This is a genomic window from Butyrivibrio sp. NC2007 (assembly GCF_000421405.1).
GTDB lineage: Bacteria > Bacillota > Clostridia > Lachnospirales > Lachnospiraceae > Butyrivibrio.
Window position 1 is genome coordinate 20,810 of record NZ_ATWY01000003.1, and the last position, 15,756, is coordinate 36,565.

17 protein-coding genes are annotated in these 15,756 nt (G+C 40.7%); 5 read left to right on the forward strand and 12 right to left on the reverse strand.

Annotation, left to right across the window (positions count from 1 at the left end):
• Nucleotide 1: 1 nt before the first annotated feature.
• The 6 genes from G632_RS0102995 to G632_RS0103020 form a co-directional block, all read right to left on the reverse strand.
• On the reverse strand, nucleotides 2-1,309 hold the full coding sequence (locus G632_RS0102995; RefSeq protein ID WP_022767551.1) for an ATP-binding protein: 1,308 nt from the start codon (nucleotides 1,307-1,309) through the stop codon (nucleotides 2-4).
• A 156-nt stretch (nucleotides 1,310-1,465) separates the two neighbouring features.
• Nucleotides 1,466-2,269: a Cof-type HAD-IIB family hydrolase gene (locus tag G632_RS0103000; RefSeq protein WP_022767552.1), complete on the reverse strand. Its 804-nt coding sequence runs from the start codon at nucleotides 2,267-2,269 to the stop codon at nucleotides 1,466-1,468.
• A gap of 109 nt (nucleotides 2,270-2,378) precedes the next feature.
• Nucleotides 2,379-3,479, reverse strand: coding sequence for a Fic family protein (locus tag G632_RS0103005; protein WP_022767553.1), 1,101 nt, complete (start codon nucleotides 3,477-3,479; stop codon nucleotides 2,379-2,381).
• A 115-nt stretch (nucleotides 3,480-3,594) separates the two neighbouring features.
• Nucleotides 3,595-4,920: an ATP-binding protein gene (locus G632_RS0103010; RefSeq protein ID WP_022767554.1), complete on the reverse strand. Its 1,326-nt coding sequence runs from the start codon at nucleotides 4,918-4,920 to the stop codon at nucleotides 3,595-3,597.
• A gap of 216 nt (nucleotides 4,921-5,136) precedes the next feature.
• Nucleotides 5,137-6,441, reverse strand: a complete 1,305-nt coding sequence (locus G632_RS0103015) for an ATP-binding protein (RefSeq protein WP_242826702.1) — start codon at nucleotides 6,439-6,441, stop codon at nucleotides 5,137-5,139.
• Between the two features lie 208 nt (nucleotides 6,442-6,649).
• The gene (locus tag G632_RS0103020; protein WP_022767556.1) at nucleotides 6,650-7,339 is read right to left on the reverse strand and encodes an ATP-binding protein; all 690 of its coding nucleotides are present in this window, start codon (nucleotides 7,337-7,339) and stop codon (nucleotides 6,650-6,652) included.
• Between the two features lie 106 nt (nucleotides 7,340-7,445).
• Here G632_RS0103020 and G632_RS0103025 point away from each other — a divergent pair, with 106 nt between their 5' ends.
• From G632_RS0103025 to G632_RS18665, 4 genes are all read left to right on the forward strand, one after another.
• The gene (locus G632_RS0103025) at nucleotides 7,446-8,105 is read left to right on the forward strand and encodes a Crp/Fnr family transcriptional regulator (RefSeq protein ID WP_022767557.1); all 660 of its coding nucleotides are present in this window, start codon (nucleotides 7,446-7,448) and stop codon (nucleotides 8,103-8,105) included.
• A gap of 114 nt (nucleotides 8,106-8,219) precedes the next feature.
• Nucleotides 8,220-9,104: a hypothetical protein gene (locus G632_RS0103030; protein ID WP_022767558.1), complete on the forward strand. Its 885-nt coding sequence runs from the start codon at nucleotides 8,220-8,222 to the stop codon at nucleotides 9,102-9,104.
• Between the two features lie 14 nt (nucleotides 9,105-9,118).
• Nucleotides 9,119-10,342, forward strand: coding sequence for a hypothetical protein (locus G632_RS0103035; protein ID WP_022767559.1), 1,224 nt, complete (start codon nucleotides 9,119-9,121; stop codon nucleotides 10,340-10,342).
• 46 nt (nucleotides 10,343-10,388) lie between these two features.
• On the forward strand, nucleotides 10,389-12,236 hold the full coding sequence (locus tag G632_RS18665) for a glycoside hydrolase family 3 protein (RefSeq protein ID WP_022767560.1): 1,848 nt from the start codon (nucleotides 10,389-10,391) through the stop codon (nucleotides 12,234-12,236).
• On the opposite strand, the gene G632_RS18670 is transcribed toward G632_RS18665, so the two are convergent.
• From G632_RS18670 to G632_RS0103070, 6 genes are all read right to left on the reverse strand, one after another.
• Complete coding sequence (locus G632_RS18670) at nucleotides 12,230-12,619, reverse strand: SDR family NAD(P)-dependent oxidoreductase (protein ID WP_022767561.1); 390 nt, start codon at nucleotides 12,617-12,619, stop codon at nucleotides 12,230-12,232. The two genes, G632_RS18665 and G632_RS18670, sit on opposite strands and share 7 nt — an antisense overlap.
• Before the next feature lie 3 nt (nucleotides 12,620-12,622).
• Nucleotides 12,623-13,258, reverse strand: coding sequence for a hypothetical protein (locus tag G632_RS0103050; RefSeq protein ID WP_022767562.1), 636 nt, complete (start codon nucleotides 13,256-13,258; stop codon nucleotides 12,623-12,625).
• A gap of 258 nt (nucleotides 13,259-13,516) precedes the next feature.
• Entirely contained in the window at nucleotides 13,517-14,167 is a 651-nt protein-coding gene (locus tag G632_RS18675) for a metallophosphoesterase family protein (RefSeq protein ID WP_022767563.1), read from the reverse strand.
• Between the two features lie 17 nt (nucleotides 14,168-14,184).
• A complete protein-coding gene (locus tag G632_RS0103060; protein WP_022767564.1) occupies nucleotides 14,185-14,652 on the reverse strand; it encodes a hypothetical protein in 468 nt (155 codons plus the stop codon).
• A gap of 10 nt (nucleotides 14,653-14,662) precedes the next feature.
• Nucleotides 14,663-14,815, reverse strand: coding sequence for a hypothetical protein (locus G632_RS21880; RefSeq protein ID WP_022767565.1), 153 nt, complete (start codon nucleotides 14,813-14,815; stop codon nucleotides 14,663-14,665).
• Between the two features lie 17 nt (nucleotides 14,816-14,832).
• Entirely contained in the window at nucleotides 14,833-15,309 is a 477-nt protein-coding gene (locus G632_RS0103070; RefSeq protein ID WP_022767566.1) for an RpiB/LacA/LacB family sugar-phosphate isomerase, read from the reverse strand.
• Between the two features lie 82 nt (nucleotides 15,310-15,391).
• Between G632_RS0103070 and G632_RS18680 the strand changes: the two genes are divergently transcribed.
• Nucleotides 15,392-15,715, forward strand: coding sequence for a nitroreductase family protein (locus tag G632_RS18680; RefSeq protein WP_081647054.1), 324 nt, complete (start codon nucleotides 15,392-15,394; stop codon nucleotides 15,713-15,715).
• The last annotated feature ends 41 nt before the right edge of the window (nucleotides 15,716-15,756 follow it).

A 15,756-nucleotide genomic window follows, 5' to 3' on the forward strand; every position in this document is an offset into this window, starting at 1 on the left:
ATCACTTTATAAATCTGAGTAAAAAGTCCGTAATTCCTATAACTGTAAATCCCTTTTCATCTCTGGTCTCATTGATAGGTCTATTGATTACCAGTATTTTCTGAACCTGGTCATTTAGCATGATATATGGCCTTACTTCTCTTGCCCTTGTATCAGAATTTGATATATCCTCAGTTACTTGGATATAATATGCCCTGAATCCCTTTGTAGCATAGAAATCCACCTCATTAGTCTTTCTAACAGACTTTCCGTTCTTGTCCTTTTCAACTGTATCAAATGCACCAACATTTACAGTATAGCCATTGTAACGGAGCTCATTATAAACAATGTTCTCAAGCATCTGTCCCTCATCCGGGAAAGCAAAATTCAGTCTGGCGTTACGGAGCCCTGTATCACAGAAATAGTACTTTCTTAACGCTCCTATCTCTTTTCTACCCTTAAGATCATATCTTGATGCTTCACGTAACAAAAAAGCATCCTTAAAGTATTCTATGTAATTCGCTACCGTTGCTCTGTCTATTTTTTCATGCCGAACACTCAAAAATGTATTCGCAATCTTTTCAGCGTTTAGTAATGAACCGGTTGATGAACTGATAATGTTACAAAGTTCATCCAACGCTTCGCCCTTCTTAAGATGATTCCTTTCCACAATATCGCTGAAATATGTGGTGTGGAAAAGATTCTTCAGATACTCTTTTCTTTCCTCTTCCCTCTTTAAGACAGCGAGTGGCATTCCTCCATACTGTATATATGAGTATAATGCATCAGTTGCTGACCCTCCTACATACTCATAGTATTCATCAAAAGATAAAGGTGCCAGAGCGATGTTAGTAGCTTTGTCCCTGAATTCGGTAACTATATCTGAAGAAAGCATCTTCGAATTCGATCCCGTAACATACAAATCAATGTTCTTTTCCCTCGATAAACCGAGAACAACATCTACAAAAGATAATGTTTCTTCTTCATCTTCTCTTGCCAGAATATGCTTCCCTCCTGTAAGAATCGGATTCTTTATTTTATATACTTTTTGAATCTCATCAATGAAGACAAAATATTCTCCCTCTTCCTTGCAATACTTACGTACAAACTCGCCAAGTGCGATAGGATCGCGATATTTGCTGTTCCTATCATCATCCAGCTCCATAACAAGGATATTCTTTTCTTTAACACCATTATTTCTTAAATAATCTCTATAGATTTCTTTTAATAAATATGACTTCCCACATCGTCTAATGCCTGTAATAATCTTGGGAAAACCGTTCTTTTGGGCACTTATAAGCTGATTTAAGTACTTATCCCTCTTTATCATATAATCTCCTAAATTGTAGAAATCTACATTTTTTTCATTTATAGTGTACCACCGCCTCAATCAATAATCAACAAATTCGTAGAATTCTACATTTTTATTGATTATGGCGCAATAAAAATGGGTGTCACACTGATTCTGTCCTTTCCAAATTTTCCACTATAATAATAGGCCAATACTCCTTAAGGCTTCTGAAATGCTCTCGTCATCATTACTTCCGATCACACACGAGAATTCCTTCTTCAATTCCTCCGGAGCATTTCCCATCAGAAAAGGAAATCCTACAGATTGTAGCATTTCTGCATCATTAAAATGATCACCAAAAGCAACCGCTTTCTCCGGCGGAATGTTCATATACGAGCATACTCGCCTGACTCCGTCGGCCTTTGTAATTCCCTTTCCCATGATTTCAAGAAGAACATCTGAGGATTTAACTATCGACAGCTTTGGAAATCTCTTTTTCAATTCATTTTCTATACCACATATTGCTTCAGGCTCACATATGCAAAGGAGCTTTCCTATGATTGCATCTTTTGGAAGAAGCTCTATGCCGCCCTCTGTTGCACAGACCTCAACGATTTCCTCTTCTGCGCGGACCAGTCGGTCATTCCTGTCATTTACAATCCACAATTCTTCTGAATAGATATTCCATGTACAGTCAATCTTCTCCGCCTCTATATAAGAAATAATATCCCTCGCGTCATCGGCATCAAATCCCTCCGAGTACATTATCTTATCGTTTTCATCAATGATAAGCGCCCCACTATAACAGATCATCGGGCAGGTAAACCCGTATCTTTTAAAAATCGGCCGTACTCCGGATGGTCCTCTTGCTGTCGCAATGACAAAAGGGATATTGGCTTTCTTTAGGGCAAATATTGCATCAAGTGTGCCCTTAAGCATTCTATGTTCACTGTTTAGAATTGTTCCGTCTATATCTGAAAAAACTATTTTAAAATCCATTGATGTCTCTTAACATTTCTTTCTAAAATGAAGTTGTATCGCCGGGTATGAACCGAACACGGGATCAAGATTTCTCATGCGAACGTAATAATGATTCTGCTGAATCAAGTTATGAAATCATCTTCTTTATCCTTTTTTCATTCTCCCTCGTATAATCGCTTAGTTCGTAAGATCTGATACGCTGATTTACCATCAACGGTTCCACAAAACCATTTTTTACCAACACAGATAATCTATTTATTACCGTTTTGTTTGTCACACCGATTTCACGACTGACTTCGATTGGAGTAAACTCTCCTTTATATTTCTTAATCAAAAATAAAAGCAGTTCCTTCTCTTTGCCCTTTAAATATGATAAGCTTCCGCTTATTTCATCCTCGCTTGAACTTTCCGACAGTTCACAAATCTTATTAGAATATAACAGCACCATGCGAAGGAAGTAATTCACCCACACTTCCGGATTTGGTGGATTATTTCTTCCCGAGTAATAAAGGGCAGGCAGTCCCATCTGTATCGATTTATAGTACTCGTTAATGTCATATGCGAAGTATTCCTCTAATGAACCGATACCATTAAATCCATATCCATTGATATCCAAAATGTATCCCGAAAGCAAACGTGCAGTTCGACCATTTCCGTCTTCAAACGGATGTATCGTAACCAACTGATAATGTACAACCGCCGCAACTATCAACGGGTGATCATCAGTAGTATTTACATACTCGACCAATTCATCCAATAGATCCGGTATATCGAGGTACTCCGGTGGAATATAATCAGGATTCCCAGTCTGGGAATCATATACGGCAAACAGCACGCCTGGAGGCATAGCTCCTCTTAGTCCGATTTTTTCCTTAGATGCTCCCTTCTCAACATATTTCTGAACATCTAATATCAGTTTCTTTGAAAATCGTTCTTTCTTTTTTACCTTTTCCTCCAGATAATTCAGCGCCAGAAAATAATTGCGCACTTCCTGCTCCGGCTTTAAAAAGTGCTTTCTTTCATCCCGCTCTATAACCTCATCAACCTGCTTTTCAGAGAGTGGATTCCCTTCTATCTTATTTGATGCATAGGAACTCTTCTTCTTTGAATTCTTACGTAATTTGCTTGCTACAGATCTCGGCAATTTTACAGAGGAAACCTTGTATCTGTTTATATCAATCTCGGTTATGTATTTTAAAATCTCGTTTGTCAAAGCTACTTTGATCATCTTCCAATCACCTCGGTGATATTATAGCAGAACGTCTCTGGAACCTCCATTAAAATTTCACTATTTTTTCACTATTTTTCATTTTCATTAGTCGATAAAACTGAAATATAAAAGACTACAGCTCAACATTATCCATAAGAAAGTCAAATAAATCTATAACCATAACTCCCTTCTCATCATAAGAGGGTTTTAATCCTGTTTTTGCAACAACAATCTTTTTAAAGGAATCATCAATATAATAAAGGCTCTTCTTTTCCTGCAACTGTTTATCGGCATCGTCCATCGAAAGTGCTGATTGAATATAATATTTCATATCTCCTTTAGATGCTATGAAATCTACTTCTAGTGCTTTCTGTGCATAAATAGACTTTCCATTGATATCTATTCTGTCGGTCTTCTCGCTGACGTTTACTTCCCCAACATCAATATTAAAACCTCTGTATCTAAGCTCGTTATATATGATGTTTTCCATAATATGAGTCTCTTCAATCTGTCTGAAGTTCAGTCTGGCATTCCTTACCCCTATATCTTCAAAATATAACTTAAATGGAGCCCCGATATACTTTCTGCCTTTTATATTGTATTTGCTGACCTTGGATATAACGAATGCATCCTCAAAATAACCTATGAAATTAGCAATCGTGTCATCAGTAATATCTTTTCCCATTACACTTTTAAAAGTATTTGTGAGTTTACTTACGTTTACAGGTGAACCAATCGTTGAAGCTATGATATTAAATGTGTCAGCCAGTTCAGTTTTCTTTTTTATTCTATTATGGGCTATTATATCTTTAAGATACGTTTCCTCGCATAAAGAATTCAGATAAGATATCTTTTCATCACTTCCCACCATCTGTGCAACAAGCGGAATTCCACCGGTTCTGATATACTCTTTCCATGCTTCCTGCGGGCTTATGCTCTGCCCTTGCATATACTCAGAAAAAGAAAGCGGTAAAATATGTACAATTGTACCCCTGCCCTTAAACTCTGTAGCTATGTCCGACGAAAGGAATCTTGAATTTGAGCCTGTAACATAGACATCTAAGTTCTTATGACGCAGAAAACCATTCAAGGTGCCGATAAAATTATCCAGAAGCTGAACCTCATCAAGTAACAGGTAGAAATCGTCTTTGTCATTGATCCTATCATTAATATAAGCCCTGAATTTCTTGGCATTTATATAATAAATCCCATTCTTCTGTTCAAGTTTTGTCTCTTCATCAGGAAAATACGAATCAAGCAGATCGATATCCTCATCGGCATCAAAAGCGAACCTGATAACATTGGCGCTTGGCACGCCACTAGCCAAAAGGTACTTATAATACAATTCATTCATAAGATATGATTTTCCTGAACGTCTTGCCCCAGTTATCACTTTAATCAGGCCGTTCTGTTTTCTTTCTACAAGCCGATCTACATATTTTGCTCTAGTGTATTCCATGTTTACTCCATAATTATAAAAGTCTTTGGATTATTTCGATTTTATTTTACCACTAATCGGATTAAGTGGCAATTATATACTCGAATTTTTCCAAAGACTTTTAAATGTATCTATTGTATAAAGGTTGAGTATGGGATAACCCATGCTACATAGAATGGGATCAGTCCCCATATACTATAGAATTTCGCGTTTCCCAAGTTAGTATCTGGTTACTCATCACACAAAAGTCGCCATATACAGCGGCGCCGTGATAATCCCCTCATCGTTAACTCCAATGTTTCCATCTATGAATTTATAACCAAATTCAATATCATCCTTATTCTTTACGAAAGATTTTAATGAGGTGGCACGTGTATTGCCACTTTTGACTTCTATTGGAATAACTTTCCCTTCTTTCTGGATAATGAAATCCAACTCTCTTTTGGTTGTCTCATTCTTGTAAAAATACAGAGAATATCCGTTTTTGTATAGGGCATCCGCTATGGCACACTCGAAAATGCCTCCCTTTGTGCTTCCGGAAAGTGTATTTTCAGCAATGTGTTGTTTTAGCGTAAAGTCCTTCATGGCAACAAGCAGGGAAAGATCTGTAGTATATGCCCTGAAGAAATCATCCCTCGCATAATCGTCAAGATCATATCTAACGTCTGTTACTACCTTGCATAGGCTGATAATATCAGCTCTGAGAAGCCACTCTATACTGGAATAGTATTTCTGTGCTCTTCCACCATGTTCTACTTCTTTATACTGGAACTTGTGATTTTCCTTTTCAAGGAGCTGCTTTGCAAGCGATAAGTAGCACTTCTCAGCCTTAACCTTCTCTTCTGCATTAGCATAATGGGCGATATCATACTGATATCCCTGTAATAGACTACGCTGAACTCTATCAACTTCCCTAAAATCTTTCGTTTCAAGATACTTCTTTACTGCTTCAGGCATTCCCCCTGTAGCAATATAATGTCTGTAATAGATCATCATCTGATTATTAATTGCTTCCGGAACCACTTCTTTTTTATGAAGATAGCTGCGAAGAGTGTCAATCATGTCATCGGTAACTCCAAGTCCCCATAAAAACTCTTCAAAATCCATTCCATTCATTTTAATGTAGTCTACATACCCTACCGGATATGAGGATGCTCTTTTGTAATCAATCCCAAGCAATGATCCTGAAGCTATAACGTCGTATCTATTGTCTGTTGCCCAGAATTTCAGGGAAGTGATTGCTTCCTGGCACTCCTGTATTTCATCTAAAAAGATCAAGCACTTTCCGGGAAGTATCTTCTTTTCCGGAAATCGGAACCTCATTGCCATTATCATTGCATCTACTGACAAATCTCCAGCAAAAATGTCTGCAGCAGATGGAAGCTCTTTGAAGTTAATCTCTATTACTTCATCATAGTTTTCTTCTGCAAATCTCTCAATCGAATATGTTTTTCCGACCTGCCTTGCCCCCTGTACGACGAGGCATTTCCTATCTTTTAATGTGCTCCATTTTTTGAGTTTTTCAGATATCTTTCTTCTCATCACTACCCTCTATCAACATATTGGAATATAATTCAGTACCTTATATCAACATTTTAGAATATTAAAATGTAGTTGTCATCAACATTTTGCAAATCATGCGATAAAAAATTAGGGAACTTCAAACTAATAAGTTCCCTAATGTCCAGAAAATATTTACGCACCTTTTTTCTCAATGATCTCATAGGCGCTGTTCTTAATCCTGTGAAATTTAATCAAGTACCTCTCCGTTACGAGAGATGGTTACAACCTGCCAGGGAAGGAACTTTCCACTGTTCATTATAGCATTCTCTGCGGCCCTCTGGAGTCCTCCGCAGCATGGAACCTCCATCCTTACTATGGTAACGCTGACAATATCATTATTTGATATGATTTCTGTCAGTTTTTCTGTGTAGTCGTCATCATCCAGCTTTGGGCATCCTACCATTGTAACCTTCCCCTTCATGAACTCTTCGTGCATGTTTGCATAGGCGTATGCTGTGCAGTCAGCTGCAATGAGGAGCTTGGCCCCATTATAAAAATCTGCCTGTGTCGGCAAAAGCTTTATCTGACATGGCCATTGCATTAATCTTGATGGATGAGTGCTCATTCTTGAAATCATGTCCTGACTACAATCATTCTCTTTCTGGTTGCCACTCTTGAGCGTCATAAATCTTGACCCCGGGCATCCGTGCGCTGCCTTTACTGCAGCTTCATCATACGCAGGCGCTTCTCTTTCTTCAAAAGAGATTGCTCCCGTAGGGCAGCCAGGCAGACAGTCTCCAAATCCATCGCAGAAGTTCTCTCTTACCAGCTTTGCTTTTCCATTCACAATATCAATAGCACCTTCGTGGCAGGCACTAGCACAAATACCACATCCATTGCACTTTTCTTCGTCAATCTTTATTATCTTTCTTACCATCTTTAAACCTCTCTGTTCTTAGCTTTAACCTTGTTCTGATAGTGTCAGTATAATATACTATTCATAACATGTATGTTGTTTAAACCACATTTCAGGAGAAATATTTATGAATCTTGAAAGTATAGAAAAAAGCAGACTGTTCCAGGGAATGACAGCAAAAGAGCTATCCTCGTGCCTTGACTTCCTGGGTGCAAAGGAAAAGAGATTCCGAAAAGATGATGTGATTCTCCACGCTGGAGAACAGACTTCCAAAATAGGCATGGTGCTTTCTGGTAGTGTTACTGTTGAAAGCAATGACATCTGGGGCAACCGTACTGTATTAAGCCATGTGGGAAAGAACCAGTACTTTGCCGAGACCTATGCTCTTCTTGGTGAAGTCCTTCTGGTTGATGTCAGAGCAAATGAGGAAAGCCGCATTCTCTTTTGCAATATAAAGAACCTTCTTGAAGATAGCAAAAAGAGCTCTCCCTGGAAGGAAAAGCTCCTTAAAAATATACTTATCATCTCATCACAGAAGAATCTTGTCCTCTCCGGACGTAGCTTTTATACTTCTTCCAAAAGCTGCCGCGGACGCCTCCTGTCATATCTCAATGCCATTGCACTACAGACTGACTCCAGAGAATTTGACATTCCATTCAACAGACAACAACTTGCTGATTATCTGAACCTTGAGCGCACCAATATGTCAAAAGAACTCTCACGCATGCAAGATGAAGGGCTTATAGAGTATAAGAAAAGTCATTTCAGACTTCTTGAGACTGATTAGCCAGTATTTAAACTTACACTTTTTCAAAAATCGAGGACATTATCATTGATAAAGGTTTGTCTTACTGATATAAATAGAGAGATTAAAGTATTTGGGAAAAGAGGAATCGATAAAATGGATGGAAACTTCAACAATGGACAGTATCAGATAAGAGAGACGGTTAGAGAGGCTCTTAGGTCAACGCCATTTCTTATTATGGCAATAACTTTTTCTGCAAGCCTTATTATGTCTGTCATAAATATGATCTACTATATGGTAGTTGTTAACACAGGGCTTAGCACACTCTCAGACAATTCTTTTGAGAAAATACTTGCCTCCGGGTTCGGCAGCTCTTTTATGTTAATATTTCTTATTCCTATGGTCATCACTACAATAGGCCTTTGGCAGATTTATACTGGAGCCGGCAAGGATACCCCCATCATCAAGGGATTTGGCATGTTGAGGGGCATCTGTGTATTATGCATGATCCTTTTCATCCTTTTAGCCGCTATTTCCGGTATCGCAATAGCTTTATTCGCAGTAGGTGCAGGCCTTTTAAGCGCCCTCGGTTCAACGGATTTTGGCGATTTTGGAAAAATAGCAGCTGTCGGAATAGGCATTATAATCGCCATTTTCGCACTATATCTTGTGCTCGTAATACTGGCCGCCGTTTACTATTACAAGCTGAATGCATCAATAAAACGAATTGAAGACGGCGCCAACCTCGGTTATATGACAGGCAATATTTCAACATACGTTATTGTATTCACTGTTTTTGGATGCGTAACCAGCGTATTGGCTGCGATAACTACTATAATTATTTCAGCAGCCGGCAAGGCAATAAACTCCGCCATATCATCAGGCCTGATGCTTAGTCAGTACGGCCTTGGAGATCTGGAAGTTGTTTCATCCACAGTGCTTAATGCAATTTCCGGTGTTTTTTCAGCCGTATTTGTCATTTCCATGGCTGTGTTCCTTGGAAATCTTCGCAAGAAACTTTCTGCACTTGGCGTAAGATAATTCATTAGAAAAGCATGTATCCAATCCATACAAGACCAACAAATAAATACAGCTTTGACAGACTCATGACCCTTTGGGATAAGTATCCCGAACACCACGAGATCTCTACTTTTGCCACGCTTGATTCAATTTTAGAGGAGCATGATTCTTACAGAAAAGACTTTGATGACGAAGTCCGCGCTGAGTATATAGAGAAAGGCTATGAAGCATTTCTTATCAAGCTCTCATGGGATGATCTTCCTTATCGATATAAAACGATGGAATTGCTGTCTTCTGCTCCTGAAATACCAAGAAACAGCTATGTGGATGCATTTCTGTCACAGTTTTCGGATATAGACACCGACCATAAGGCGTACTTTATTTTCCCGGAGAGCTTTGTGTCACAGTTTTTTGTAATATCAGAAGTCTGTAAAAGAGCTGAGTGCTTTAATCCGATAAAATGTCTTTTCCCTGACGAGGAAAAGGTACACTATATAGCAGTCTTTGATAAAGAAAACATGGATGATGTGCTTCTTATGTATCATCTTCTATACACAAGTTCTTCTCAGGATGTCTTTGGGGGATATTCACTTTATGATTATCCGCTGCCCTGGTATCAGAGCCATTTATGGCAGGACGGTTATGTCCTTCGATCTCCATATCTTCCTGATAAGATCGCTAAATTCCAAGGAAACATTCCGTACTATCACAATCCTGTAAAAACTGTGTATGTAAGAAGAAACATAGAACATATCCTTGATTGTGGCTATTTTTCTTCTGAATTGGAGTTCTTTTTATCTCTTACCCGAGATATTATGCCGCTTTTTCAATGGCTCTATGAAGATATAGCCATGTATGAGGAAAAAGATGGGTTCAAGACAAACTGGAGGCTTGAACGGACTAAGATAAGGACAAACCTTACAGCTGCCGGAATTATCAGACCTAAATGGAAGCATGAACTATCCCTCTTTAGAGAAATAAGAAGGCTCTATCCTGACACACTCTATCAGTACAGGCCGGAGTGGCTGGGGAAGCAGAGCCTTGATCTGTTCATCCCATCCATCAAGGTGGGAATTGAGTATCAGGGGATCCAGCATTTTGCTCCTGTTGCTTTCTTTGGAGGAGAAGAAGCTCTTTTGCAGAGAAAAGAGCTTGATAGACAAAAGAAAAGCCTATGTGAGGAAAATGGCATAAGGCTTATTGAGTGGAGCTATGATATGGAGCCAACTCTAAGAAATATTCGTGCTATTCTGAAATAGCTGATTGGGCAATACCCACGCAGAATCACATTTGGAGGAATCATCTATGAAAATGAAGAAACTACTATGTATACTACTCTCAACCGTAATTACTGCAGGAATGCTTGCCGGCTGTGGAAAAGCAAATGTTCCCGATCCTGAAGCCGGAGTAGCTACAGATACCACTGACGCAGCCATTACAGCGGATGCTTCAAAATACGCAGGTCAGACTCCTGAGGAGATCCTTGCGCAGCTGTCTCTGGACCAGAAGGCAGCCCAGATGGTTCAACCCGCCTGCTACAGCGTAGACGAACAAGGAATGCTCACCTACGACTACGGCAGCATCCTATCCAAGGCAGAAACCCTTGATTACAAAAACTGGCAGCAATATGTGGACGATTTCCAGAAGGCTGCGGTCAAGTCAGATTCAGGGGTTCCTTATCTGTACGGTCAGGACGATGTCCACGGCGTAAACTACTGCCTTGACGCTGTTATTTTCCCCCACAACATAGGCATGGGCGCTGCCAATGATGAAGAGCTGATGTACCAAGTCGGTCAGATAACAGCCGACGAAGCCAAGCTCTGCCACATGCTCTGGAACTTCTCTCCCTGTGTTGCACAGTCGGTTGATCCAAGATGGGGACGAACCTATGAGAGCTACGGCTCAGATCTTGAAATGATCAAGCGCCTCTCCACTGCCTATACAAAGGGCCAACAGGATGCAGGTATAGCCGCCTGTGCCAAGCACTTTTTTGCAGACGGCAACATCTCATACGGAACCGGCGAGAAGCAGCTTGGAAGCATTATGGACAGAGGCGATTCAAGTCTCTCTGACGATGAGATAAAAGAGCTCCTCAGCGTATATCAGGCGCAGATAGACGCCGGGGTAAAAACCATAATGATAAGCCATTCATCCCTGAACGGCGTAAAGATGCATGAAAACAAGAAGTACATTGATATTCTCAAAAACGACATGGGCTTTGAAGGCTTTATCGTAAGTGACTGGGATTCAGTAAAAAACACTTCTCCTACCACCTACGATCAGCAGGTCATAACCAGCGTCAACGCCGGAATCGATATGCTCATGGAAGTCGATACTTTTGAACATGCAAGAAAGATCATTGTCAAAGCCGTTAATGACGGGGATATCAAAGAGGAGCGCATCGACGATGCTGTGCTCAGAATACTGAAGGTCAAAAAAGATCTTGGCCTGTTCGAAGATCCTTTCCTTAAGAACATGGAGACAACAAAAAGTGAAACCGGCTCAGCAGAATACCGTCAGGTCGCAGAAAAGCTGGTTGAAGAGAGCCAGGTTCTCATAAAGAACGACAACAACATCCTCCCCTTCAAGGAAGGAAGCAGCGTGTATATCATGGGACCGGCTATGGACAACCACGTCTCTCAGTGCGGTGGCTGGACCATGGATTGGAACAAGAGCACCAGAGCCAAAATCCCGGGTGTCACATCAATTAAGCAGGGCTTCGAAGATGTGGCCTCAGCTCATAACATAACTGTGATCACAGATGAAAAAGATGCTGCTAATGCAGATGCCATTCTCCTCGTTCTTGGAGAGGATGCCTATGCAGAATGGAACGGCGATGCAGAGAATATGGACATCTGCGGAGAACATGGCCTTAAAGGCAACAAAGCAGCGATTGAACAGGCAAAAGAGCTGGGAAAACCCATCATATGTCTTGTCATAGCCGGACGAAATGTGTTTATAAAAGACTATATCGATCAGTGGGACGGCGTTGTAATGGGCTACCTTCCCGGAAGTGAAGGTCAGGGCGTCGCTAAAGTCCTCTGCGGAGACGCAGACTTTACCGGAAAGCTCCCAAGTCCCTGGTATGCTGACGATGAAGGTATAGAAACACAGACTCCATGGCTTGAATACGGATATGGACTGACTTACTGATTTCTGCTTCTAACTGAAGAAATATTGATAATTGAACTGCCCTGAGAAAAGTAAGGGCTAAAGAGCTTTGAAAGATAAAACGGCGCTGTCACACCAACAGAAAGGGCATACTGGAACTCTTCGTAAGAACAGTCATCAAGCCCTTTCATAAGAGGCAGCGCGTTGTTTATGAGAAAATCCACGTGTCCGTGCTTATCTATGACATGCTTCGCAAAGTCCTCCAGGACTTCCTTGCTGGAAATATCCCCTACAAAGTGATTCCCGGGCTCTTTGTCTATTACCTCTACGATGGCGCCATATTTGCTAAATTCTTCTGCGATGCATTTTCCGATGCCGTTGGCACCACCGGTTACTACTGCGACTTTATTTTTGAAATAATACATAGGTTATCCTCCAAAACCATTATCAGCAATATATTTAAGATTGGATCTGTTGATCATCCATGGCTTGGACCTATCGCCGTTTTTATAGTCAGTTACCTGACGCTTATACTCATCAGAAAGATTGTCATAAATCTCTTTTGCCTTATCTTTTATCGCATCTGCTCCAAGAATATCTGCCACAAAATCAAGATGAACATTGTAGTCTTCAAAATGGTCGTTGAATAGTCTCTCTGTTGCTCCGATAAAATCTGATTCAAAATCCAAAGCCAATTGCACTGCTGTTTTTTGTATCCTGTTATTCAAATCATTAAATACATCCAGCAATTTCTTTTCGGTAGAAATATCAAACCAGTATCCATCTCCCTGCTTGCCTTTCTCAGGAAGATATTGAACTGATGCAACGATATTGTTCACAGGCACAGATCCATATTTTTTATAGATCATTCTGAAATCTGCATTCATCTCGACGCTCTGATGAGACTGATTCCATTTAGAGCTAAAGAAATTTATCTCAAATACCAGGTCCTTAACTGTTTTCTTGAGACAATTCCTGCTTTTTAAATATTTCCAGCCAGTTGATTCAATCAACAGGCCTATTATTTTATCTCGTGCTTCTTCCACGGAATAAATGTAATCCATATTGGTAGCCCTCTTTAGCATTTACCAGGTCCACTTATAGTTCGGGCAATCGTCAGGCGTTTTGTTTGAAAACACATTGCGATGTTCACAGGGCAAAGTCCTGCATTCGCTGCATCTATAACCGGTATGGTTTCCGTAGCGCTTTCTACATTCCAATGAGCAGAATATATGCCCGGACTTTTTTGCAACAAATTCTCTTCCACAATTTATACATAGCTTTTTGACGTTGCTACTCATAGACCACCTCTCTGATTCTGCTTAAGAAATTCTTTGCAGTATACCTGCCACATCCACTCCCGGATGCGTCAGGTACATCCTGCAGATACTCTCCGCCAATCCCTCAGGAATCTTGCATGTCTTGGCTATTTCTTTATAGCTCTTTCCTTTGTCAGTGAGTTTCATCACCTTGACGATTATCTTATCTATATCCTTGGGAAGCTTCGTTTCCGCCCGGCCATTCCCAATAACAACTTTCCTGAATTCGAAATCTCTTTTCCCCCGAATCTCAAGAATGGCAAAAGAGATTTCCTGGTCCGCTCGTCTCTTTCCACAGCACCCGGGATTGAACCAGATCTGTCCGTCTTTTTCCGCCTGAGAGTACTTGTGAGTGTGTCCGTAGATTATGATATCTGCTTCACTGATATCTTCAGTAATCTTACCTTTGTTGTGGACTACATAGATCTTGTTTCCAAGGATTTCGAGCCAGGCAGACTCGGGAATGCCCTCAGCCCACTCTTTATCAGCATTACCTCTGACAACTGTGAGGTTTGGAGAAAGCTCTTTTAACCTATCTATGACAGATGCATTGTCAATATCCCCGGCATGTATGACCATATCAACGTTCCTAAGCGCTTCTATGACATCGGGGCGGAGTAATCCGTGCGTGTCAGATATGATTCCAATTAGCATTTTATCGGCTCCTGTTTTCAGTCTGCGTTAAGAGCTGCTTTGATCTCGGTTTTCTTTTGCTCCAATTTCTCTTTAGCTGTTTCTTCGTGCTCAGGGTCGATGGCTGTTGATACGGCAAGGTCAGTAAGTGAATCAAATACTGTATCCACGAGATCGCTTGCATTCTCTGCAACATCGTACTCGTCATAAGCATTTTCAATGAATTCCTGATTGGAGACTTCGATAAAGTAATCCTCGGGAGAATACTCAATATCATAGCCTGAGAAAACATCGGCAAGGCTTTCCTGACGTGTCTTTTCAGCTTCTTCAAGTTGGAGTTTCTTGGTTGATGTGAAACTTACCATCCAGTCACAAAAAGCACCGTTATCAGTCAAATATATTGTAGAAAATCTGAGCCCTACCAATACAGTGCCTTCAAGCTCTTCAGCTATGTTCCATTCATTTAAAATATCAGCAACTATTTGGAAATCCTCTCGATTAGACATATGAAACCTCCTATAGCTTTTCCTTTAACAGCACATCATGTATAGCTCTTGCCAGAGCCTCATCCGGAGCTTTCTTTAAAGCTTCCGCAGTCGGATTTTTCTTTACCCTAATATCCTGCTTCTTGCCAGGTGCCGGCAGCTTTTTATCCTGATTCTCACTCATACGCAGTAGTCACCCTCTTAAAGCTCTTTTACCGGAACGCAGTGCTTATCGTTGATCTCACAGACCTTCTGCACTCTTCGTCTGTACTTCTCTTCCATCAGTGGCTCTGTGGTAAGCCATGTCTTAACAACCTCCATGGCCATCAGTCCGCCAATTATCTTGGCTCCGAGGCACAGGATATTAGAGTCGGTGTGCTGCCTTGCAAGTGTTGCGCACAAAGGATCCTGACACACAGCCGCGTAACAACCGTTTATCTTGTTCGCTATCAGCGCGCTTCCATAGCCGACGCCATCGCAGAAAATTCCACGGTCGCACTCTCCCTTGGCAACTGCAAGAGCCGCAGGGTATACGAAATCGGACAGATCACAAGACTTATCATCATATGTGCCAAAATCTTCTACTTCGTAACCTTGAGAAATAAGATATGCTTTGATCTCTTCCTTCATCTGTGTTCCGGCATGATCATTTGCCATTGCGATTTTCATCTTTTCCATTTTGTATAATCCCCCTTTCATTCACTAACTATATATTACTATATTACGTGAGATATCGTTCTTAAAATTGTATTAAGGCGTTGTGCAAAAATCATTTGTGCACACCTTCTACGGTGCTCCTACAGTAGTTGTAGTATTTGGCGATCCCACTCTTCCTTTTGGAATCGCAGACGGTAACCTCGTTATCGGCAACCTCTTAAACGCTGCTCACGCAGTTGGCGTTGATTCCTGCTATATCTGGCGTGCTGAGGAGAGCTTTGAGAGTGAAGAGGGAAAAGAGCTTAAGAAAGCATGGGGAATCCCTGACAACTATGTAGGTGTCGGAAACGTAATCCTCGGCTACGGAAAGCCCGGCAGCATCGGCCCCGCTCCTGTCAGAAAAGAAGGATATATTAAGAAGGTTTGATACTCAAATTCAGCCATATGATTTACAAAAAAGGATAGAGC